Genomic DNA, 20021 nt, shown 5'->3' with positions numbered 1-20021 from the left:
CGCGCACCTGCACCCCCCCCACACCCACCCCCCCCCCCCCCCCCCCCCCCTCCCCCCCCCCCCCCTCCCCCCCTCCCCCCCCCCCCCCCCCCCCCCCCCCCCCCACCGGCATGACTAGGCGGGTTTCTCGTATCGGACGGCCATCGCCTGCGCGGGTCGATGCCGTACTCGACGGCGTGGTGCTGCTTGTGGACCCTTGTCCGCCAGGACCCGGTCCGGTCTAGGTGCGGCCTGCTGGTCCATGAAACACGACCTAGCCGCCGTTGGACGGCTGGTAGGTGTCCGCGGCGCGGGCGGTGGGACCGCCGAGGTGGGCGGTCGCGTCGAGGAAGACGCGGCCGAGTGCGGCGCGGGCGCGCACCGCGGGGTGGGTGCCGCCGAAGTCCTCCGGGTCGCCCTGGCTCTGGGCGAAGATCGCGTAGGTCAGCAGCGAGGCGCCCGCGGCGTCGAAGACGACGCCCGCCTCGTTGCGGCCGTCGGCGAACCAGCCCGCCTTGGTGGCGACCCGGGCGCGTTCGGCCGAGGACATCTCGCGCCGGATGCCGTCGGTGAAGGCGGCCGGTGAACGCAGGATCTTGAGCAGGTAGGCGGTCGACTCGGCCGACAGAAGGGTTCCGGCGGCGAGCGCCCGCAGCAGGTCGTGGGTCTCGCGGGGCGTGGTCTTGCCGAGGAAGAACCGGTTGGGGTTGGCGACCGGCACGACCTGGGTCCGCGGGAATCCCTTGGCCACCAGGATCTCGTTGAGTTCCAGCGCGGGGCATACCAGCCCACACAGCCGGACCGCGGTGTCGTCGGAGACGGTCAGCAGCAGCGCGAGGGCGTGGCCGACGGTGACCGAACTGGGGTAGGCGCCGTCGAGCGGGAAGACGCCGTCGCCGGTCGGGATCACGATGTCCGCGGTGACCTCAAGGCGCTGGTCGAGGCGGACCAGGCCGCGGTCGACCTTGTCCAGCACAGCGACGGCCACCGCGACCTTGTTCACGCTGTACGCCTCGACCACGTCGTCCGCGTGGTCGGCGACGACCGGCTCGGCCAGGCTGATCATCGCCTGCCACGCGCCGCCCGCCCGCGCTGTCTGCCGCCGGTAGGCCTGTCGAATCCGCAAAGCGGGCGCCAGCGCGTCGGCGGCGGCCGGGGTCGCGAGCGGAATGGCCGAGGCGACCGCGCCGGTGGCGGCCAGTCCGAGCACGGCACGACGGTTGAGCGCGGGTCCCACTGATCCTCCACGGTCGAGCGACGGGGCAGTCCTGTTCTACTGGACGAACTGCCCCGCCGTGGGCCGAATGGGAACGATGGTCAGACCGGAATGACGGTGGGCACGATCATCGGGCGCCTGCGGTAGGTGTCGGCGACCCAGCGGCCCACCACCCGCCGCACGGCTTGGGCGATGCGGTGGGTGTCGGTGATGCCTTCGGACTCGGTGTGCGAAAGCTCCATCTCGACCAGGGACACCACGCCGTCGAGGGCCTTCGGGTCGTCGGAGAAGCCGCGCCCGGAGACCGTGGGCGGGGAGACGGCTCGACCGGTGGTGGAGTCGACGGCGACGGTGATCGCGATGAAGCCGCCCTCGCCGAGGACCAGTCGGTCCGACAGGGTCGACTCCCCCACGTCGCCCACCGAGAGGCCGTCCACGTAGACGTGGCCGACTTCGACGCGCCCGGAGATGGCCGCGCGCCCGTCGATCATGTCGACCACCACGCCGTCCTCGGCGATGACCACGTGGTCGGCGGGGACGCCGGTCTGCACCGCCAGCGCCGCGTTCGCCCGCAGGTGCCGCCACTCGCCGTGCACGGGCATGACGTTGCTGGGGCGCACCGCGTTGTAGAGGAACAGCAGTTCGCCCGCTGGCGCGTGCCCGGAGACGTGCACCTTGGCGTTGCCCTGGTGGACCACGTGCGCGCCGAGCCGGACCAGGCCGTTGACCACGCCGAACACCGCGTTCTCGTTGCCGGGGATCAGCGAGCTGGCCAGGACCACAGTGTCGCCCGGGCGGATCGAGATCTGCCGGTGCTCGCCGCGCGCCATCCGGGACAGCGCCGACAGCGGCTCGCCCTGGGAGCCGGTGGAGACGAACAGCACCTGGTCCTCGGGCATGGCCATGGCCTCGTCCAGGTTGACCAGCAGGCCCGAGGGCACGTTGAGCAGGCCCAGGTCGGCGGCGATGCCCATGTTGCGCACCATCGACCGGCCGACCAGCGCGACCCGGCGGCCGTGCTCGACGGCGACGTCGAGGACCTGCTGCACACGGTGCACGTGGCTGGCGAAGCAGGCCACGATGACCCGCTGGCTGGCGCGGGCGATGACGCCGTCGAGGACGGGGCCGATCTCGCGCTCGGAGATCACGAACCCGGGCACCTCGGCGTTGGTCGAGTCGACCAGGAACAGGTCGACGCCCTCGTCGCCGAGCCGGGAGAAGCCCGCGAGGTCGGTGAGCCTGCCGTCGAGCGGCAACTGGTCGAGCTTGATGTCGCCGGTGTGCAGCACGACGCCCGCCGGGGTGCGGATCGCCACGGCCAGCGCGTCGGGGATGGAGTGGTTGACCGCGAAGAACTCGCAGTCGAACTCGCCGTAGGCGACCTTGTCGCCCTCCTTGACCTCGCGCAGGTTCGGCGAGAGGCGGTGCTCCTTGCACTTGGCCGCGACCAGCGCCAGGGTGAACCGGGACCCGACGACCGGCAGGTCGGGGCGCATCCGCAGGAGGAACGGCACCGCGCCGATGTGGTCCTCGTGGCCGTGGGTGAGCACCAGGGCGTCGATCTCGTTGAGGCGGCCCTCGATGGTGCGGAAATCCGGCAGGATCAGGTCGACGCCGGGCTGCTGGTCCTCGGGGAACAGCACGCCGCAGTCGACGATGAGCAGGCGGCCCGCGAACTCGAAGACCGTCATGTTCCGGCCGATCTCGCCGATGCCGCCTAAGGCGACCACGCGCAGGCCGCCCTCAGGGAGCGGGCGCGGCGGGTTGTTGGGCCACTTGCCCGACGTGGGTGCGTCGCTCACTTGTGCACCGTCCCGGCGCTGGTGTGCGTGGTGGTGGAGATGTAGGCGGCGTTCGCGTCGGCGTGCGCCACCCGGGCGGTCGCCAGGTGCGAGTCGGGGGCGGAGGCGAGCGGGACGCCCGCCTCGGCGAGGTCGCCCGCGATGGCGCGGACCTGCTCGGCGGTCGCGGGCACCAGCGGCAGCCGCGGATCGCCGACGTCGTGGCCGCGCAGCCGCAGCGCCGCCTTGCTGAACACCACGCCGCCGACCCGGCTGAACGCGCGCAGCACCGGCAGCAGGCCGTTGTGGATGTTGCGGGCGGCGACGACCTCGCCCTTCTCGTGACTGTCCAGCATGGACCGCAGCCGCCCGGCGACCACGTGCCCGACGACGCTGACGAAGCCGACGCCGCCGATGGACACCCACGGCAGGTTCAGCGCGTCGTCGCCGGAGTAGTAGGCCAGGTCGGTGCTGGCGATGACCTGGCTGCCCGCGAGCAGGTCGCCCTTGGCGTCCTTGACCGCCTGGATGCGCGGGTGCTCGGCGAGCCTGCGCAGCGTGTCGACCTCGATGGGCACGACCGAGCGCGGCGGGATGTCGTAGAGCATCACCGGCAGCGGCGTGGCGTCGGCGACGGCGGTGAAGTGCGCGAGCAGCCCGGCCTGCGGCGGGCGCGAGTAGTACGGGGTGACCACGAGCAGGCCGTGCGCGCCCGCCTTCTCGGCTTCGCGGGCCAGGTGGACGCTGTGCGCGGTGTCGTAGGTGCCGACCGAGCCGACCACGGTCGCGCGGTCGCCGACGGCCTCGACCACGGCGCGGACCAGGTCGGCCTTCTCGCGGTCGGAGGTCGTGGGCGACTCGCCGGTGGTGCCGTTGACGATCAGGCCGTCGTTGCCGAGTTCCACGAGGTGCCGGGCGAGGTCCTGGGCGCGGTCGAGGTCCACCGCCCCGGTCTCGTCGAACGGGGTGACCATGGCGGTCAGCACCCGGCCGAAGGGACGGCCCGGGGCGGCGGTAGGACATGCGGTCATGGTGGTGACGCTACCTCCTGGTCATGTACCTGCCTGCCGGCAGTGTGTTGTCACGGTGCGCGCCGCCGGGGCGTCCTGCCGCCGGTGGCCGTCGGTGCTATGTCAGTGCCCTGTCGGTGCCGTTGTCGGTGCTATGTCGGTGCCGTTGTCGGGTGCCCGTCAGAGGCCGCGGCTAAGCCCCTGGACCACGCCGATCGAGGACTGCTCGCCCTCGAAGTCGATCCGGGTGGCCGACCGGCCGAACGCGTCGAGCAGCAGTTCGCCGGGCGCGCCGACGATGGCGACGGTGTTCGGGCCGCGTTTCGCCGTCACCGCCTTGCCTTCCGGCGTGCGCAGCACGACGCCGACCGGGCTGTTGCGGAAGTGCAGCTTGGCGGTGCGGGCGACCGCCGTCCACAGAGCACTGTCGCGAGTGGCGTCCGGCGGACGCGGCTCCCAGTCGCCCTCGGCGCGGCGGACGTCCTCGTGGTGGATGAAGTACTCGGCGGTGTTGACCAGCTCGTCGATGACCGGCGGGCGGTAGACCGACAGCAGCGGCGGGCCAGTGCGCACGAGGTCGACCAGCTCCGCCCACGGCTTGGCCGCGTAGCCGCGCTGCACGCGGTCCAGGTAGCCCGCGAGCGGCTTGATCAGGATGCCCGCCGCAGCGTCGATGCGCCGGTCCCGCACGGCCAGGTGGGCGGCGAGGTCCCGGGTGGTCCAGCCGTCGCACAGGGTCGGGGCGTCGGGGCCGACTTCGGTGAGCAGGTCACTCAACCGCGCGCGTTCGTCCCTGGCGACACCCATGCCGCCACCTTACCGAGAGTCAGTTGCGCTTGCTCACGAGGCCGGTTCGACCTGGTTCCCGGTGATCTGCTTGCCGTCTTTGGCCATAAGCACGCAGACCACGGTCTGTTCCCCGCCGTCGGACGCTTCCGCCTCCCAGGTCTCCCGCGCGGGTAGGACTACCGCGAAGGTGAGAGTGTTCTTGCGGTCCGCCTTGACCCGGTCGGTGGAGAACAGCCAGGAGCAGTAGGTCTCGCCCAGGGCTTTGAGCTCGTCGGACAGGTAGGCCCACTTCGCCGAGGAGTTCATCGGGTTCAGGTAGCCGTAGACCTGGAAGTCGAAGGGCTTCTTGCAGTCGGCGTAGGAGTCGAAGCTGGCGTCGCGCTGGAGTTTGCCCCGCCCGCAGTTGCCGTCGGTGATGTTGAACTCGCGCAGGTCGCCGCCCGCGCCGTAGGTGAAGCTCTGGATCGGCGCTGGCTCGCTGCCCGCGGCCGGGGTGGTGATCTCCTTGTGCAGGAAGAACCCGCCGATGCCCGCGGCGACGGCGAGCACCGCGGCGAGAGTGAGCGCGACGGCGGGCCGCACCCCCTTCTTCGCTGGCGGCGCCGGGGACACGACCTGGGTCGGGTGCTGGTGCGGGAAGTAGGCCGTGCCGCCGTTGTGCGCGGTCGGACCGGTCGGCGGCCCCGCCTGCACGTGCGAGAGCAGGCCCCTGACCTGGCCCGCGGTGAGCCGCGCCTGCGGCGAGTTGATCATCAGGCCGGTGATCGCCGAGGCCAGCGCGCCCTGCGCCCGGGTCAGGTACGGCACCTCGTTGAGGATCGCGTGCATCGTCGCCGCGGTCGTGGTGCGCTCGAACGGCGAGTAGCCCTCGATCGCGAAGAACAGGACCGCGCCCAAGGCCCACAGGTCGGAACTGGCGCTGGCCTCTTCGCCGCGGATGCGCTCGGGCGCCATGTAGGTCGGCGAGCCGATGAGGATGCCGCTGGAGGTCAGCCGGGGGTCGTCGAGAGACTGGGCGATGCCGAAGTCGGTGAGCTTCGCGCGGCCGTTGGCGGCCAGCATGATGTTGCTCGGCTTGACGTCGCGGTGCACGATCCCGGCCTGGTGCGCGGCCTCCAGCGCGGAGAGCAGCTGCTCGGCGAGCTTGGCCACCTGGTCCTGGGGCAGCGGGCCGCGCTCGCGCACCACGTCGGACAGGGTGGGCGCCTGGATCAGCTCCATGACGATGTAGGTGACCGGCGCGCCCGCCGGGCCGGGCTCCTGCACGACGTCGTACACGGTGACCACGGCCGGGTCGTTGAGCCGCCCCGCCGTGCGCGCCTCCCGCAGGACCCGCTCCTCGAACACCGCGCGCTCGCTCGCGGGCACCCCCTCGGGCAGGTGCAGCTCCTTGATCGCGACGTGCCGCCCGATCATCCGGTCCTCGGCGAGCCACACCACGCCCATGCCGCCGCGCCCCAGCTCGTGGAGGATGGCGTAGCGACCCGCGACGACCCGGGGGCCGTTCGCCACCGGGGAACCCTGCTCCTGCGACACCCTGCTACCTCCTCAGCCGCCGGAATCCTAGAGCGTCCCCGGCGGCCGGGTGGCGGTTCCCGCCAGTCAGGCGGCGGGCGGGTGCACTTCGTGACCCGCCTCGGCCAGCGCGGCGACGGCCCGGTCGAGGTCGGCGTCGTGGACGAGGATGTGGTCGGTGTCGTAGGTCGACACCGCGAACAGCGAGACGCCCGCCGCGGCGAGCGAGCCCGCCAGCGAGGCCATGATGCCGGTGAGGGTGAACTCCAGCGGCCCGCGCACGGTCAGCAGCCGCCAGCCGGTCTCGTTCCGACCGCCGCTGGGCGCGTGCTCGGTCGGGGCGACCACGGACACCTCGGTGGGCGTGCTGGTCACCGAGACCAGCCCGGCCACGGCGAACAGCTCGGCGGCGACCGGGGTGCCCGGGTCGAGCCGGGTGACGGTGTAGTCCCCCGCGGTGATGTCGATGACGAGGCGCTTCACGCGGCTCAGCCCTCGGCGACGAGCGGGCTGGAGGCGACCTCGGTGCCGTCGGGCAGCGTGGAGATCACGAAGTCGGCGAACACGTTGGCCGCGGCCTTCTGCAGCTCGCGCAGGCACTCCACGGCGAGGGCGCGGATCTCGACGTCGGCGTGCTCGGTGGCGCGCATCGCGATGAAGTGCCGCCAGGCGCGGTAGTTTCCGGTGACCACGATGCGGGTCTCGGTCGCGTTGGGCAGGACCGCGCGGGCGGCCTGCCGCGCCTGCTTCTTGCGCAGGGTCGCGCTGGGGACGTCGGCGAACTTCTCTTCCAAACCGGCGAGCAGCTCGTTGTAGGCGTCCTGGCTGGCCTGGGCGGCGGCGAGGAACTTCGCGTGCAGCACGGGGTCGCTGGCGATCACGTCGGGCTCGACCATGGCGGCCGACTTCTCCGGGACATAGCGCTGGGAAAGCTGCGAGTAGGAGAAGTGCCGGTGGCGGATCAGCTCGTGGGTGAGCGACCGGGAGATGCCGGTGAGGTAGAAGGTGACGCTGCCGTGCTCCAGGACGGACAGGTGGCCGACCTCGATGATGTGCCGGATGTAGCCCGCGTTCGTCGCCGTCGCCGGGTTCGGCTTCTTCCACGACTGGTAGCACGCGCGGCCCGCGAACTCGGCGAGCGCCTCGCCGCCGTCGGCGTCGGTCGACCAGGGCACATCCGCGGGCGCGAAGAACTCCGTCTTGGCGATGAGCTGCACCTTCGGCGACACCGTCTCGGTCACGTGCCCGTCCTTTTCCTTGTCCGCGAACTACGTCGGCCAGCGTAGTCCATGCTGGTGACACCACCGGATGCCTTGACTGACGTCATAAGTGACGTCATGGTGGTGTCATGGACTTGAGCCCGTATATCGCGTCTCTCCGCGACGACCTGACCACCACCGCCTCGGCTGGCGACGACACCACCCGGCGCGCCGCGGCCGTCCTCGCCGCCGTCATCGAGCCGTCTGCCCGGCTGGCGATCATGAACGCGCTCGCCGACCTCGCCGCCGAGGTGACCGCGCACCTGCCCGACCACGTGGTCGAGGTGCGCCTCGACGGCCGTGACGTGCGCGTCGCGGTCACCGACACCCGGCGTGAGCCCGAGGAAAATCACGCGCCGCCCCCGCCGCCCCCGCCGCCGACCGGCGACGGGGGCGACATGAGCCGGATGACCCTGCGGCTGTTCGAGGAGCTGAAGGCGAAGGCCGAGCGGGCGGCGGCCTCGCAGGGAGTGTCGCTGAACACCTTCGTGCAGCAGGCGGTGCAGGGCGCGCTGAGCGGCCAGGGCAAGAGCTGGGGCAGCGTCTGGTCCGCGGCCACCGGGTCTTCGTCGGCGTCCTCGTCTTCTTCGTCATCGTCTTCGGACCCCGGCAGCGGTGGTTCGCGGGTGCGCGGGTGGTACGAGGGATGAACCGCGTCGAGGAGTTCTCCGCCGACAGCGAGCCCGTCGAGGTCACCGTGGCCACCGGGCCCGGCCGCATCGAGGTGCGGCTGACCGACGCGCCCGGGGTGCGGGTGACGGTGCGGCACGCGCCCGAGAGCGCGAACCCGTGGACCGAGGGCATCGCGAGCCTGGTCACCTGGTTCAGCGGGCAACTGGCCGACCAGCCGGACCTGCCCGGGGAGGCGGTGCGCCGGACCCGGGTCGAGTTCGTCGGCGGCAGGCTTGTGGTGCGCGCGCCGAAGGAACCGCACCTGCGCGCGGTCCCGATCGCGGTGTCCGTCGAGGCGCCAACCGGGTCGGCGGTGTCCGCGCGGGGCGGCGCGGCGGCGGTGACGGTCACCGGCGTCGCCGGGCGCGTCGAGGTGGCCACCGGCGGGGGCGCGGTGGACATCGCCGAGGCCACCGGCCCGGTCCAGGCGACCAGCGGCACGGGCACGGTCCGCGTCGGCCCGGCGCCAGCGGGCGTCCGCGCCCGAACCGGCGGCGGCGACGTCGAGCTGACCGCGGTGGGCGGCGCCACGAACGTGGTCACCGGCGCGGGCGACGTCTGGCTGGGCGCGGTGTCCGGCGACGTCCTGGTCCGCACCGGCACCGGCGACATCACCGTCGCCGACGCCGCCGCGGGCCAACTGGACCTCACCACCGGCTCGGGCGCCCTGCGGGTCGCCGTCCGCCCGGGCGCGCCAGCCGACATCGACGTGTCCTCCGGCTCCGGCGAGGCCCGCGCCGATCTGCCCCTGACCGATCAGCCCCCGCGGACGGCTCCCCCGCTGCGGGTGCGCGGCCGCACCGGCTCAGGCGACGCCATGGTCACCACCGCGGCCCGCTGAGCGCGGCCGGTTTCAGCCTCCGCCGCCGGACGCGGCCATGTTGCAGGCGGTCTGGAGCGCCTGCACGTCGGGCTGCTGCCCCTGGAGGAGGCCCAGGAGCGCCTTGAGGACGGCTTCGACGCACTTCTGCGGGTCGCCCGCCGCGGCGGCCGCGCAGGCCTCCGCCGCCGTTGGCGCGGCAACCCCGTTGGCGACCAGGGTCTCGACGCAACTCGGCTCGGTGGCGGCCTGCGCGGGAGCGGCCATCGGCAAGACGGCCGCGCTCAGCGCCAGGGCCGCGGCAGCGGCGAGCCGACGTGTGGATCCGGACATGACGTGTCCTTCCGGGTTGTGCCTACAAGTCCGAGGCCGGATTCCTCCCACCGCCGCGTCCCAAGCCCAAAACGGAAAAGTGTCCACTTGTGAGTGACACTCGTGCACCGAAGCGGGATTTCGCCGGAGCCAGGATCAGGTCTGGCAGCCGGGGGTGTCCGGGCTGACGACGAACTCCACGAAGTTGTGGCTGGGCGCCGTCAGCCCGGGCGTGGTGCCGGGGCCGTGAGTCGTCGGGTCGAGGTGGATTTCCAGACTCACTTCGGGAAGTTCGGGCTTCTCGAAACACAGTTCCGGCGTCCCGACGTCCAGCCCGCCGCCCGGGTCCTGGCTGTCGGTCTCGCTACGCGGCGACCAGCCCAGCTTCGGGATCGCGGCCTTGTAGAAGTCCCGGATGGCGGCTTGCGGACCTTGGTGCAGCACCGGTCGGCCCACCGCGCCTCGGCGGTCCTCGTCCTCGCAGGGCAGGGTGGCGTACTTGCGGCCGAGTTCCGCCCAATCGGGCGCCATGGTGAGAACCGGGTCGGCGCCAAGCCGCGCCATCAGAGCGCCATGCTCGACGCCGCAGTCACTGTGGGGCGCGGAAGCAAAGCCGCAGGCGGTCACACTCGCCGCCACTAACGCCAGCACGGCAAGCACTCCACTGCGGCGACCAACCAGCGCGGGCACCAAGGGATCTTAGAAGGCGGTGGCGCGCAGCCTCTTGGATGCCGCATTGTGGCGCGCGTGTCTGTGGACGAGGCGTTGGCCGATCTCTATGCCGCCTTCGCGGGGGCGCCCAAGCCGGTGGCGGTGCCGCATTGCGACCACTGCATGACCGACTCGGAGATCGCGGAGTTGCTGGCGCCGGTGCCGGTGCGGGCGGTGTCGGAGGAGATGGTGACGCTGTACGCGGCCAATCTGACCGCGGAGACGGTGGGATCGTCCGAGGACGCGCGCTACTTCCTGCCCCGGGTGGTGGAGGTCGCGGTCCGGGGGTCGGGGTGGCCGGATCTCGCGCTCGTCTCGCGGTACCTGGGGCGGGCGGCCGTGTCGTGGCCGCAGGCCGAGCGGGACGCGTTGGCCAGCTTTCTGTGGGCGCTGTGGGAGCACCGACTCGGCAGCGCGGAGGGCGGCCCAGACGCCGCGACGATCCTGGCCGCGGCGGGATACGTCACCGGCGACGTGCGGCCGTTCCTGGACCGCTGGCTGTCCGCGCTGACCCAGCCAGTGGCCCGACGGCACCTGCTCGACCTGCTTGACGAGGTGACCACGGTCGACGGCATCCGGCAGAACCCGAGAGCGTGGTCAGACCCCTCCGACCGGCGGCTCCACGACTGGCTGGAGTCGACCGACTTCACCGGCGTGCCGGAGCGGGAGGACATCCTGGCCCGCATCCACCCACTGCCCTGACGGGGAGCGGTGCCGCCCAACCGCGGCCCGCCCCGACAACTCTGACCGGGTCGGGCAGCCAGGCGCCGCGGAACATGGCCCCGCACGCACGCGCCACCCCCTACCTGGCGACGGCCCAGTCCCAGCTAATTCAGGTGCCACGGAACAGCCTCGACCCACCAGGCACCGCACCACCCGAAGGTTCAGGTTCCCAGCCCCTCCCGACAAACTTGGGCAGGAGGGGACGGCTAAAGGGCGGCCGCCAGGGCGGGGGCTAAGTCGCCGCGGGTTGTCGTGGTGACGGTGTCCAGGTTGAGCCAGGCCGCCATGGTGTGCAGTTCGGCGGCGAGTTCCTCGGCCACGGGGGCTGGGGAGTGGCCCGGTTCGAGGAAGGCGCCCTGGACGCGGAGGACGCCCGCCGCCCGGTCGGCTTTGAGGTCCACCCGGGCCACCAGGTCGCCGTCGAGGAGGAACGGGAAGACGTAGTAGCCGTAGACGCGCTTGGGTTCGGGCACGTAGATCTCGATGCGGTAGTGGAAGCCGAACAGGCGCTCGGTGCGGGAGCGTTCCCAGACCAGCGGGTCGAACGGGCACAGCAGGGCGCGGCCGGTGATCTTGCGTGGGGTGCGGGCGTCGACGTGGCGGTAGGCGGTGTCGCGCCAGCCCTCGACGGCGACGGGCTGGAGCTGGCCGTCCTCGACCAGCTCGGCCACGGCCTGCCGGTAGCGCGCCGGGGTGAGGCGGTAGTAGTCGCGGAGGTCTTTCTCGGTGCCGACGCCGTGGGCCAGGGCGGCGCTTGCCGTCAGGCGCCGGGCGGCTTCGTCGTCGGAGACGGGTGGGGCGTTGAGGATGTCGGCGGGGACGACACGTTCCGGCAGGTCGTAGAAGCGCTGGAAGCCGCGGCGGGTGCCGGTGGTGAGTTCGCCGGTCGCGAACAGCCACTCGCAGACGTGCTTGACGTCGGAGCGGTTCCACCAGCCGCCCTTGGCGCGTGGGGCGCCGCCGCCGAGAGCGGTCTCCAGGGCGCCCGCGCTCACCGGGCCGAGTTCCTTGACCGCGGTCAGCACGTCGTCCACCAGGCCCGGGGACTTCTCGGCGATGTCCCGGACGTGCCATTGGGTCTCGTAGTGGCGCATCCGCCAGCGGAACAGCGGCCAGTCCTCGACCGGGATCAGGCTCGCCGCGTGCGCCCAGTACTCGACCAGCAGGCGCGGCTTGCCCGCGCTGGGCGACCAGGCCGCGTCGTCGACCAGGGCCGGGTCGTAGGCGCCGAGCCGGGAGAACAGCGGCATGTAGTGGGCGCGGACGGCGACGTTGACCGAGTCCAGTTGCAGCAACCGCACCCGCGACAGCGCCCGCCGCAGATGGCGCCGCGTCGGCGGGCCGCTGGGGCGCGCGTCGGCGAAGCCCTGCGCGGCCAGGGCCGTCCGACGCGCCGCGGCCATGGTCATCGGCTCGGTCATCGGCTCGGTCACCGGCGTGCTTCCCATGGTTCCGGGATGGTGCCAGGGGGCACCGACAATTCCCGTGCGGGCTTGCGCTCGGCCCGCACCACCAGCACCACGGCGACCAGGACGATGGCGCCGCCCGCGATCTGCGCGAGGCCGAAGCGCTCGTCGGCGAACATGACGCCGAGGAACACCGCGATCACCGGGTTGACGTACGCGTAAGTGGCGACGGTGGACACCGGCAGCTTGCCGAGCACATAGACGTAAGAGCTGAACGCGAACAGCGACCCGACAAGGACCAGGTAACCCCACGCGACCCACGACCCGGTGGTGATGGCGGCGACGTCGACCCGCTCCCCCACGCCCAGTCCGGTGATGGTGAGCGCCGTCCCGCCGGCGAGCATCCCGACCGCGGAAAGCGTGAACGGGTTCGCCGGGGTCGGCAGCCGGGTGCTCGCCACCGAGCCCACCGCCCACCCGAGCGAGGCGAGCAGCACCAGCCAGGGACCCCACCAAGCCGCCCCGTGCGCCCCGGCGACCGGCCCGCCGAGCAGCAGCACCGCCAGTCCGGCCAATCCCACCGCGACCCCCAGCAGTGTCACCTTCGCGGGCCGCTCCCCCAGCAACCGGCGCAGGACGACGATGTGAATCGGCATGGAGGCGACCAGCAGGGCCGCGAGCCCCGAGGCGACGTGCTGCTCGGCGACCACGACGAACCCGTTGCCCGTCGCCGGGAGCAGCAGGCCGACCAGCAGGGCGGTGCCGAACTGTTTTCTGGTCATCCGCAGCGCCCCGCGACCGGCGAACACCGCCACCGCGACGGTGAGCAGGAGACCGGCGACCAGGAACCGGAAACCACTGGACAGGAACGGCGGCATCGATGCCAGGGTGAAGCGGATGGCCAGGTAGGTCGAACCCCACACGACGTAGACGACCCCGAGCGCACCCCACGCGAACCAGGCTTTGGAAGACATGGGATCACCCTGTCACGAACCACCGACATTTGTATGCCGGTTATCCACTAGGTTGCGCTGCATGGCAGAAGCCGCTGTCCGACCCGCCCAGCCCGGCGACGTGGACGAGATCGCCCGGATTCAGTCGGTCACCTGGCAGACCGGGTTCGCCGGGATCTTGCCGCCGGACGTGCTGGCCGGGTTCGACGTGGCGGCGGCGGCCGAGCAGTGGCGGCAGACGATCGAGCAGGGGCCCGCCACGGTGTTCGTCGCGACCGAGGGGGCCTGGGTCGTCGGCTTCTGCGGGGCTGGGCCGTCGCCGGAGTCGGAGTCCGCGGCGGCCAATGACACCCCGGTGGCGGACGCGGCGACGGTAGCGCTGATCGGCACGATCCTGGTGGAGCCCCGCTGGGGACGCCGGGGACACGGCGGGCGGCTGCTGGCCGCCGCGGCCGCCGCCGTGCGGGCGGGCGGCTCGACGCGCGGCATCTGCTGGGTGCCCGAGCAGAACAAGGCGATGGTCGGCTTCTTCCGGCGGGCGGGCTGGGTTCCCGACGGCGTGGTGCGGACGCTGGACGCCGGGGGGCGCCCGCTGCGCGAGATCCGGGTCACCGGCTCGTTGGACCTCCGCACCGCCTAGGGCCGCTCCGAACGCCCGGGTGATGAGCCGCACCGACCGGGACCGGCCCTGTTTGGCTGCCTGCTGGTGAAGCGCGGGTTACGCGGACCTCGGAACCGGATTTGACCTCGTGGTCACGTCTGTCGGGTACCGTTCACGGCCGGGGGGAGTCGACAGAGGGGGTTGCGCGCGGTGCTGGCTTGGCTGTTCGTCGCGTTCGGCGTGGCGTTCGGGTCCTCGTTGGTGCCGTTCATCAGCATCGAGCTGTTCGTGCTCGGGTTGGCGGCCCAGGAGCCGCAGGTCCCCTGGATGGCGCTGGGCGCGGTGATCGCGGTCGCCCAGGTGGCGGGCAAGCTTGTGTACTACTTCGCCGCCCGCGGGTCCATCCGCCTGCCCGCGTTCCTGCACCGCAGGCGCCGCAAGCCGCGGCCGATGACGCCGCGGCGGGCGCGGTGGGAGTTGCGGACGAAGCGATTTCGCGGATGGGTCGAGACGCTGCGGGAGAAGTGCGAACGGCACCCGCACTGGATGTTCGGCACCTACAGCGTGAGTTCCGTGGTGGGGGTGCCGCCGTACATGGCGACGGTCGTGCTGGCCGGGCTGGTGCGGATGCGGCTGTCCGCCTTCATCGGCGCCGGGCTGCTGGGCCGGTTCGTGCGGTTCAGCGCGCTGGCCGCGTCACCGGCGCTGTTCACGGGTTGGTTTCTGTAAGAGGCTCCTAAGAGGTCAGCGGCCGCGGACGACCAGGCGGTCCAAGAGGTCCGCCGTGGCCGCCGCGACCGCGTCTACCGCGGCTTCGAACGCCTCGGCGTTGTGCGGGGCCGGGGCCCGGAATCCGGATATCTTGCGCACGTACTGCAGCGCGGCGGCGCGGACGTCGTCGTCGCCCGCCTCTTCCACGTACGGGGGCCTGAGGGTCTTGATGCTTCGGCACATGCCCCTATGGTGCACGCCGCCGCGCGCGGTGTCCCCTACCGCAGGCGGTACGCGATCTCGGTCTCCCAGTTCGCCGGGTCCGGCTCGTCGGCGGGGTTGGTCAGATAGGACTCGAACCGGCCCGCCCACACCCCGTCCGTGACGTCCCACTCGACGCGGGCGCGCGGCGCCCAGTCGTCGAGGACGGCGAAGGACTCACGGATGCGGTCCGGGTGGCCGCGGTGCGTGAGCACGGCGTACCGGCCCGCCGGTTTGACGCCTGACAGAACCCTCTTATCGCCGTCTACCGGCTCGCTGACAGGAACGCCTACCTCGACGCGTAGGCCGTCGTCAGTGATCTCGTGGTAGCGGTAGAACAGCGCGCCCGCCGGGGCGATGCCACGCTCGGCGAGCCAGCCGAACACCTCGGGGACGAGGGCGTTGACCCGCCCCCACTCGTGCAGCGGCGCGGTGACGGGGATGGCGACGTAGGGCTGTTGGGCGCGGTCTTCGACTGTCGGTTCCATGTGGTCCCTTTCCGATGGTCGGGTCACCCAGGGATACGGGGCGCGGCGGGCAAACTCATCGGCAGGTCGAACAGCGCGAACAGCGCGGGATCGAGGTGGGTGGTCAGGCCGGTGATCCGGCCGCCCTCGGTGTCGAGCACGATCAGGGCGAACGCGCGGTGCCCGTCCGGGCCGGGCGCGTAGTGGCCGAAGGCGGGGGCGCCGTTGGCCCGGGTCGGGACCAGTCGGGCGTCCTGGCACGTGCCGTCGCTGTGCCGCAGGGCGGCCTCGATGTGGTCGCGGCCGCGCAGCCACCAGGTGAACGGCGGCATGGACATGGTGGCGTCTTCGTGCAAGAGGGCGACGAGAGCGGCTACGTCGTAGCGCTCGAAAGCGTCGCAGTAGCGGTCCAAGAGGTCTTCGTCTATCTCGGATGGGCTCTTGGCCGCGGGAAGGACGGCGCGGGCGCGTTGCAGGGCGCTGTTGACCCCGGCCACGGTGGTGTCGAGCAGGCTGGCGACCTCGTCGGCCCGCCAGCAGAGGACGTCGCGCAGGATCAGCACGGCCCGCTGCCGCGGTGGCAGGTGCTGTAGGGCGGCGACGAACGCGAGGCGGATCGTGTGCCGGGTTGCCACGACCTCGGCGGGGTCGAGCAGCCGGTGGTCGGGCATGGGCCACACCCAGGCCGCGGCGGGCAGCGGCGGCCCGATCCCCGGCCCGGGCTCGGCGGCGGGGCCGAAGTCGACGGCCAGCGCCCGGCGCTGTGGGCCGCGGAGCATGTCCAGGCACACATTGGTGGCGATGGCGTAGAGCCAGGTTCGCAGAGACCCGCGCGTGGCGTCATAGCGGTTCGCTTGACGCCACGCGCGGGTGAAGGTCTCTTGGACCGCGTCCTCGGCTTCGAAGCCGCAGGCGAGCATCCGGTAGCAGTAACCGGTCAGCTCCCGCCGGTGCGACTCCAGGTCCACGGCCTCACTGTAGGTGCTCAGATGCGCGGGGCACCGGGCGGCAGGTCTTCCGTTTCCGCATGTGGCGGCGGATCGAGCCAGATTTCCTGGGCGCCCCGGACGCCGGTCAGGCGTTTGACGCACTCCGGGACCGTCGCGCTCGGCTTGACATAAGAGGATCTGATCGGCGGGCCGTAGACCTGGCGAATGGGAAGGGACCCGGCCCAGAAGTCCTCGGGGTCATGTTGGTCCGGCGGGTCGGTTGGCCTGGACGGCGCGGGGCCACCGGTCCGGATCTTGGACGAGACGTGGTCAAAGTCGATCTGAATGATCCCGACGTAATCTCTTTCCTTTCGGGTACTCGGTCGTGATTCGTTCGTGTAGCCCGGAATGATGTGATTGGAAATCACCTTGAGGGCATGTTCCTTGACGCGGTCCTCCAGCACGGCCCTGGCTTTTCCGTAGATCACCACGGAACGGTAGTTAAGGGTGCCGTGGATCGCCGAGCGGGCAACCCCGACGGCGTCCACGATGGTCACCGTCACGCACACCGGCAGACCCTCTACCCGGGATTTGTCGGCGAGCGTGTAGAGCCGGGACATGCTCTGAAACTTCCCCTTCGGCCCCAGGTCGTAGGTGTGGAAATCGGGGCCGTGCAGATAAATCTTGTCCCCGTCCAGCCCATACTGCCTCGGCAGGACCATGGCCCGCTTGAAATCGGGGTCCACGAACCCAATGTGGCCGTAGAATGCCTCGCCAAGAATGGCCTGGGCTTCCGCCCGGTCGTGGTTCACTAGGTCGTTCCGCGCTGACCAGTTCATGGTCGGCGTGGTCAGCGGAACCTGCCGGTACGGGTCCGTCGGATCCGTCATGCTTCCTCCCAGCCAGATCAGGCGAAACCACGGTCGGCGAACGGGGACTGGGCCATCGGCGCCCCGGCGTCGAAGCGAGGCGACGGTTGCGGCGTCGGGGCGGGCTCATCGAAGTCGAAGGCGTCGTCGCCGCAGAGGTCGAGGGCGAAGGTGTCAATTCGGTCCTGGGTGGTGAACGACATGCAGAACGCGTGGGCCAGGTGGCGAATCGAGGTGTCGTCGTCGGGGATCATCCGCATCGTCACCGTGGACAGGGAGTACTTCGCCACGATGTCCGGATTGGGCCTGCGGAACCGCACGGTGATGGCCAGCGGGGTGCGGTCGATGAACAGGTCGAGGGTGTCGTCCTCGTGCTTGTTCCGCCAGTACTTCTCCACCATTTCCAGCTTTTCCACCAGATAGGCCGCCATGCGCTGGGAGTGCACGGCCTTCGAGATCTGGCGCTCGTCGGGGTGCTGGGCGAGGTAGTCCCACATGACGATCGGCGAGAACCCGTTGCGGGAGCCCGCGAACGTGGTGTCGAGGGAGCCGATGTACTCGGCCTGGCCGGGCGGCTGCATCTGGTACTTGACCTTGGTCACCAGGATTCCGCACGGCCACGGCGCGCCCATCCACTTGTGGCCGCTCAGCGCGATCGACGCGACCATGTCCACGTGGACCGGCTTCTCGCCCGGCAGGCCAGACTCGTAGGTGGATTTCAGGCCGAAGTCGAACTCGGGGATCTCCACCTCCGGCTCGTAGCCGTGTTTGGGGTCCTTGGCCGCCATGTCCAGGAACGGCATGTACCCGGCGCCCAGGGCGCCGTCGACGTGGATCCAGAAGCCGCGACGCTTCTCGACGCCGCCGCCCTCGTACTCCACGTCCCGCGAGATCAGGCCGTTGTCGCCGAACACCTTGATTAGCCGGTCGCACACCGCGCGCACATCGTCGTAGGCGCACTTGAACGTGCTGCCATAGTTGAGGTTGACGATGATGGGATAGCCCTTCTCCGCGAAGAACTTGACCAGCACCTCAAGTTTCTCGACGTCGATCGATCCGGGGCCGAACGAGGGGTACTGGTCGTCCTTGCCGGTGTCCGGGGGCAGCGCCGAGGGCACCTCGTCCGGCCACTCGCCGCCGAGGGGGCAGTCGTTGGGGTAGCGGTCGCGGCCCATCTGCCCGAAGGTCGGCAGTTTCAGCACCCGGATCGCCTTGGCGAACGAGTAGTGCGTGTCCTGCGAATAGAAGATCACCGGCTCGTAGGCGTGGTCCTTGCCCGCCGCGGCCATCGGCGCGATGTAGGACAGTGGCTGGATCTTGAGCGTGTCGCCACTGGAGAGCAAACGCTTGCCCTCCAGGTAGTCCCGGGCGTTCCACATGGCGTAGAGGTTGCCCTCCGTCGCCCCCATGCTCAGGCCGTAGCCCCAGCACGAGTCCTTCTTTCCCGCCTTGTACGGGACGCCGTGCCACAGTTTCGTGAAGTATTTCAACACCGCCCGTTCGAGCGGTTTCGTGTTGACCTTGTAACCGCCCGCCTGAAAAGGATCGCCGAGATTGTTGCAGTGCATCTTCATGAACCGGGACAGGTCTTCCTGGTAGGCGTCCATATCCTCGGTGACCTGATAGCCGAGCATATGGTCACGCTTATCCTCCAGGAACGCCGCCAACCTGCTCAACGCCCTGAGCCGCTTGTCGGGAGGCACCCCGTTGGGTCCTAGCTCGAATTCCTCGTCGGTCAGGCTCAACGGTGGTGGCTGCGGAGTCCAGGACTGCTGGGCCGGGATGACCGGCTCGACACTGGTCCGCTCGATCGTTTGCTCACTTGGGCGACCGTCGATGTGCGTCATGAATTGCTCCAGGAGATGGGCATCACTGGTCTGGCCTCAGCCCCAAGCTAGGCAGGAGACGCCCATGCGGCAAGAAATCGACCGAGATTTCCCCACTTCGAGTCTCGGGTCACCCGAACGGCCATCGCACTACTCGCGTCGTCACAGCTACCGCCGGTAGCGAACCGACGATCTACTAATTCGATGGATTTCGCGCGAGCGGCGAGTGGCCACAATCCGTCGCACTCCGGACGACACCGAATCGATCACCGGCACGCGGTCGTCTCGTCCCGTGAGCAGGCCGAGCAGGCGGCTGCCATGCCCGGGCGGCAGCCTATCTGGACAGTTGATCCAGAACGTTGGCGACATCGGGCAGGAGTTCGTCCGGCAGGACCGCGCTCACCAACGCCCCTTCCAGCTTGAGGAGCGCGCCTTGCCCGGCGTCAGACGCGCACCCGCTCGATCTGCGGCTCGACGGTGCTCGGGTGGCAGGCCGAACACCGGAGGAAAGTTCCACGCAGCCGCGTCCTTGACCTGGGGGGACAGGAGAGCCCGAAGATCAACGGCTCAGCGAGCGCATCGCGTCGGTGTCGCTGGGTGTTGCCGGGTGCTAGTCCGCGAGGTCGAGGGCCTTGCGCATGGCTTCGCGGGCGCGGGTGCGGTCGCCTGCGACGTCGTAGGCGACGGCTAGGCGGTACCAGGAGCGCCAGTCGTCTGGGGCGGCTTCCGCGGCGGCTCGGTGGGTGTCGAACCAGGCGTCGGCGGCGGTGCGGTCTACTCGGCCGGAGGGGGTGCGGGGGAGGTCGGAGGTGTCTGGGAGGCCGTCTTCTGCTTGGAGGCGACGGGTGAGTTCTTGGGTGCGGATGCCGAAGCGGAGGGTGGACCAGGTTACCCAGGCTCCTACCAAGGGGAGGAGGAGGATGCCGATGCCGAAGGCGATGGCTGGGGGGGAGCCGTCGCGGAAGAGGGCTACTGCTCGGCCGCCTAGGAGAACGAAGTACAGGAGTAGGACGGCGGTTAGGAGCAGTGAGACGGTTCGGGCGGACATTGGGGGTCCCTGTGGTTGCTTCCGTTTGCTTCTGTGGGGGTTGCTCTGTGGGGTGGGGCGGGTTCTCGGGGTGGCTGGCTGGGTCTGTCTGCTCGATGGGGTGGAGTGGTTTCTTTGGGGCCCCTACGAAGGAAGATCCCGTCGTGGGAAAGACGGGTGGGGA

The 20021-nt window shown here is 70.8% G+C and carries 22 protein-coding genes; 5 read left to right on the top strand and 17 right to left on the bottom strand.

Annotation, left to right across the window (positions count from 1 at the left end):
* Positions 1 to 253: 253 nt before the first annotated feature.
* The 7 genes from ACZ6SD_RS22415 to thyX all read right to left on the bottom strand — a co-directional run bounded on the left by ACZ6SD_RS22415 (position 254) and on the right by thyX (position 7531).
* Positions 254 to 1216 carry a serine hydrolase gene (locus ACZ6SD_RS22415; protein WP_465318918.1) on the bottom strand — a complete coding sequence of 321 codons (963 nt, stop codon included), beginning with the start codon at positions 1214 to 1216 and terminating at the stop codon, positions 254 to 256.
* Between the two features lie 80 nt (positions 1217 to 1296).
* The gene (locus tag ACZ6SD_RS22410; RefSeq protein WP_465318917.1) at positions 1297 to 2997 is read right to left on the bottom strand and encodes a ribonuclease J; all 1701 of its coding nucleotides are present in this window, start codon (positions 2995 to 2997) and stop codon (positions 1297 to 1299) included.
* Positions 2994 to 4007, bottom strand: a complete 1014-nt coding sequence (dapA, locus tag ACZ6SD_RS22405) for a 4-hydroxy-tetrahydrodipicolinate synthase (protein WP_465318916.1) — start codon at positions 4005 to 4007, stop codon at positions 2994 to 2996. Before dapA ends, ACZ6SD_RS22410 begins: the two co-directional genes overlap by 4 nt.
* Before the next feature lie 159 nt (positions 4008 to 4166).
* Positions 4167 to 4793: a TIGR03085 family metal-binding protein gene (locus ACZ6SD_RS22400; protein ID WP_465318915.1), complete on the bottom strand. Its 627-nt coding sequence runs from the start codon at positions 4791 to 4793 to the stop codon at positions 4167 to 4169.
* Between the two features lie 33 nt (positions 4794 to 4826).
* Positions 4827 to 6311: a serine/threonine-protein kinase gene (locus ACZ6SD_RS22395; RefSeq protein ID WP_465318914.1), complete on the bottom strand. Its 1485-nt coding sequence runs from the start codon at positions 6309 to 6311 to the stop codon at positions 4827 to 4829.
* A gap of 66 nt (positions 6312 to 6377) precedes the next feature.
* On the bottom strand, positions 6378 to 6773 hold the full coding sequence (locus ACZ6SD_RS22390; RefSeq protein ID WP_465318913.1) for an ACT domain-containing protein: 396 nt from the start codon (positions 6771 to 6773) through the stop codon (positions 6378 to 6380).
* 5 nt (positions 6774 to 6778) lie between these two features.
* Entirely contained in the window at positions 6779 to 7531 is a 753-nt protein-coding gene (thyX, locus tag ACZ6SD_RS22385; protein ID WP_465318912.1) for an FAD-dependent thymidylate synthase, read from the bottom strand.
* Positions 7532 to 7638: 107 nt separating this feature from the next.
* Between thyX and ACZ6SD_RS22380 the strand changes: the two genes are divergently transcribed.
* A complete protein-coding gene (locus ACZ6SD_RS22380; RefSeq protein ID WP_465318911.1) occupies positions 7639 to 8199 on the top strand; it encodes a toxin-antitoxin system HicB family antitoxin in 561 nt (186 codons plus the stop codon).
* On the top strand, positions 8196 to 9062 hold the full coding sequence (locus tag ACZ6SD_RS22375; protein WP_465318910.1) for a DUF4097 family beta strand repeat-containing protein: 867 nt from the start codon (positions 8196 to 8198) through the stop codon (positions 9060 to 9062). The genes ACZ6SD_RS22380 and ACZ6SD_RS22375 overlap by 4 nt, the downstream gene beginning before the upstream one ends.
* A gap of 12 nt (positions 9063 to 9074) precedes the next feature.
* On the opposite strand, the gene ACZ6SD_RS22370 is transcribed toward ACZ6SD_RS22375, so the two are convergent.
* A complete protein-coding gene (locus ACZ6SD_RS22370) occupies positions 9075 to 9374 on the bottom strand; it encodes a hypothetical protein (RefSeq protein WP_465318909.1) in 300 nt (99 codons plus the stop codon).
* Between the two features lie 135 nt (positions 9375 to 9509).
* On the bottom strand, positions 9510 to 10043 hold the full coding sequence (locus ACZ6SD_RS22365) for a hypothetical protein (RefSeq protein ID WP_465318908.1): 534 nt from the start codon (positions 10041 to 10043) through the stop codon (positions 9510 to 9512).
* A gap of 57 nt (positions 10044 to 10100) precedes the next feature.
* Between ACZ6SD_RS22365 and ACZ6SD_RS22360 the strand changes: the two genes are divergently transcribed.
* Entirely contained in the window at positions 10101 to 10766 is a 666-nt protein-coding gene (locus ACZ6SD_RS22360; RefSeq protein ID WP_465318907.1) for a hypothetical protein, read from the top strand.
* A gap of 227 nt (positions 10767 to 10993) precedes the next feature.
* On the opposite strand, the gene ACZ6SD_RS22355 is transcribed toward ACZ6SD_RS22360, so the two are convergent.
* The gene (locus ACZ6SD_RS22355; protein WP_465318906.1) at positions 10994 to 12235 is read right to left on the bottom strand and encodes a winged helix-turn-helix domain-containing protein; all 1242 of its coding nucleotides are present in this window, start codon (positions 12233 to 12235) and stop codon (positions 10994 to 10996) included.
* The gene (locus tag ACZ6SD_RS22350; protein ID WP_465318905.1) at positions 12217 to 13167 is read right to left on the bottom strand and encodes an EamA family transporter; all 951 of its coding nucleotides are present in this window, start codon (positions 13165 to 13167) and stop codon (positions 12217 to 12219) included. Before ACZ6SD_RS22350 ends, ACZ6SD_RS22355 begins: the two co-directional genes overlap by 19 nt.
* A 61-nt stretch (positions 13168 to 13228) precedes the next feature.
* On the opposite strand from ACZ6SD_RS22350, the gene ACZ6SD_RS22345 reads away from it, so the two are divergent.
* Together ACZ6SD_RS22345 and ACZ6SD_RS22340 are read left to right on the top strand one after the other, a co-directional pair.
* A complete protein-coding gene (locus ACZ6SD_RS22345) occupies positions 13229 to 13786 on the top strand; it encodes a GNAT family N-acetyltransferase (RefSeq protein WP_465318904.1) in 558 nt (185 codons plus the stop codon).
* A 171-nt stretch (positions 13787 to 13957) separates the two neighbouring features.
* Complete coding sequence (locus ACZ6SD_RS22340) at positions 13958 to 14476, top strand: hypothetical protein (RefSeq protein WP_465318903.1); 519 nt, start codon at positions 13958 to 13960, stop codon at positions 14474 to 14476.
* A gap of 15 nt (positions 14477 to 14491) precedes the next feature.
* On the opposite strand, the gene ACZ6SD_RS22335 is transcribed toward ACZ6SD_RS22340, so the two are convergent.
* The 6 genes from ACZ6SD_RS22335 to ACZ6SD_RS22310 all read right to left on the bottom strand — a co-directional run bounded on the left by ACZ6SD_RS22335 (position 14492) and on the right by ACZ6SD_RS22310 (position 19858).
* Positions 14492 to 14701: a DUF2277 domain-containing protein gene (locus ACZ6SD_RS22335; RefSeq protein WP_091448397.1), complete on the bottom strand. Its 210-nt coding sequence runs from the start codon at positions 14699 to 14701 to the stop codon at positions 14492 to 14494.
* A gap of 35 nt (positions 14702 to 14736) precedes the next feature.
* Complete coding sequence (locus tag ACZ6SD_RS22330) at positions 14737 to 15207, bottom strand: GyrI-like domain-containing protein (protein WP_465318902.1); 471 nt, start codon at positions 15205 to 15207, stop codon at positions 14737 to 14739.
* Positions 15208 to 15230: 23 nt separating this feature from the next.
* The gene (locus ACZ6SD_RS22325; RefSeq protein ID WP_465318901.1) at positions 15231 to 16154 is read right to left on the bottom strand and encodes a sigma-70 family RNA polymerase sigma factor; all 924 of its coding nucleotides are present in this window, start codon (positions 16152 to 16154) and stop codon (positions 15231 to 15233) included.
* A gap of 17 nt (positions 16155 to 16171) precedes the next feature.
* The gene (locus ACZ6SD_RS22320) at positions 16172 to 17005 is read right to left on the bottom strand and encodes a pyridoxamine 5'-phosphate oxidase family protein (RefSeq protein WP_465318900.1); all 834 of its coding nucleotides are present in this window, start codon (positions 17003 to 17005) and stop codon (positions 16172 to 16174) included.
* Positions 17006 to 17022: 17 nt separating this feature from the next.
* Positions 17023 to 18831 carry a PLP-dependent aminotransferase family protein gene (locus ACZ6SD_RS22315; RefSeq protein ID WP_465318899.1) on the bottom strand — a complete coding sequence of 603 codons (1809 nt, stop codon included), beginning with the start codon at positions 18829 to 18831 and terminating at the stop codon, positions 17023 to 17025.
* 589 nt (positions 18832 to 19420) lie between these two features.
* The gene (locus ACZ6SD_RS22310) at positions 19421 to 19858 is read right to left on the bottom strand and encodes a hypothetical protein (protein ID WP_465318898.1); all 438 of its coding nucleotides are present in this window, start codon (positions 19856 to 19858) and stop codon (positions 19421 to 19423) included.
* Between the last annotated feature and the right edge of the window lie 163 nt (positions 19859 to 20021).

This window comes from Actinokineospora sp. NPDC051303, from assembly GCF_055586285.1.
Note: the sequence above shows the minus strand (reverse complement) of the source record. Positions and strands in the feature narration are given on the sequence as shown.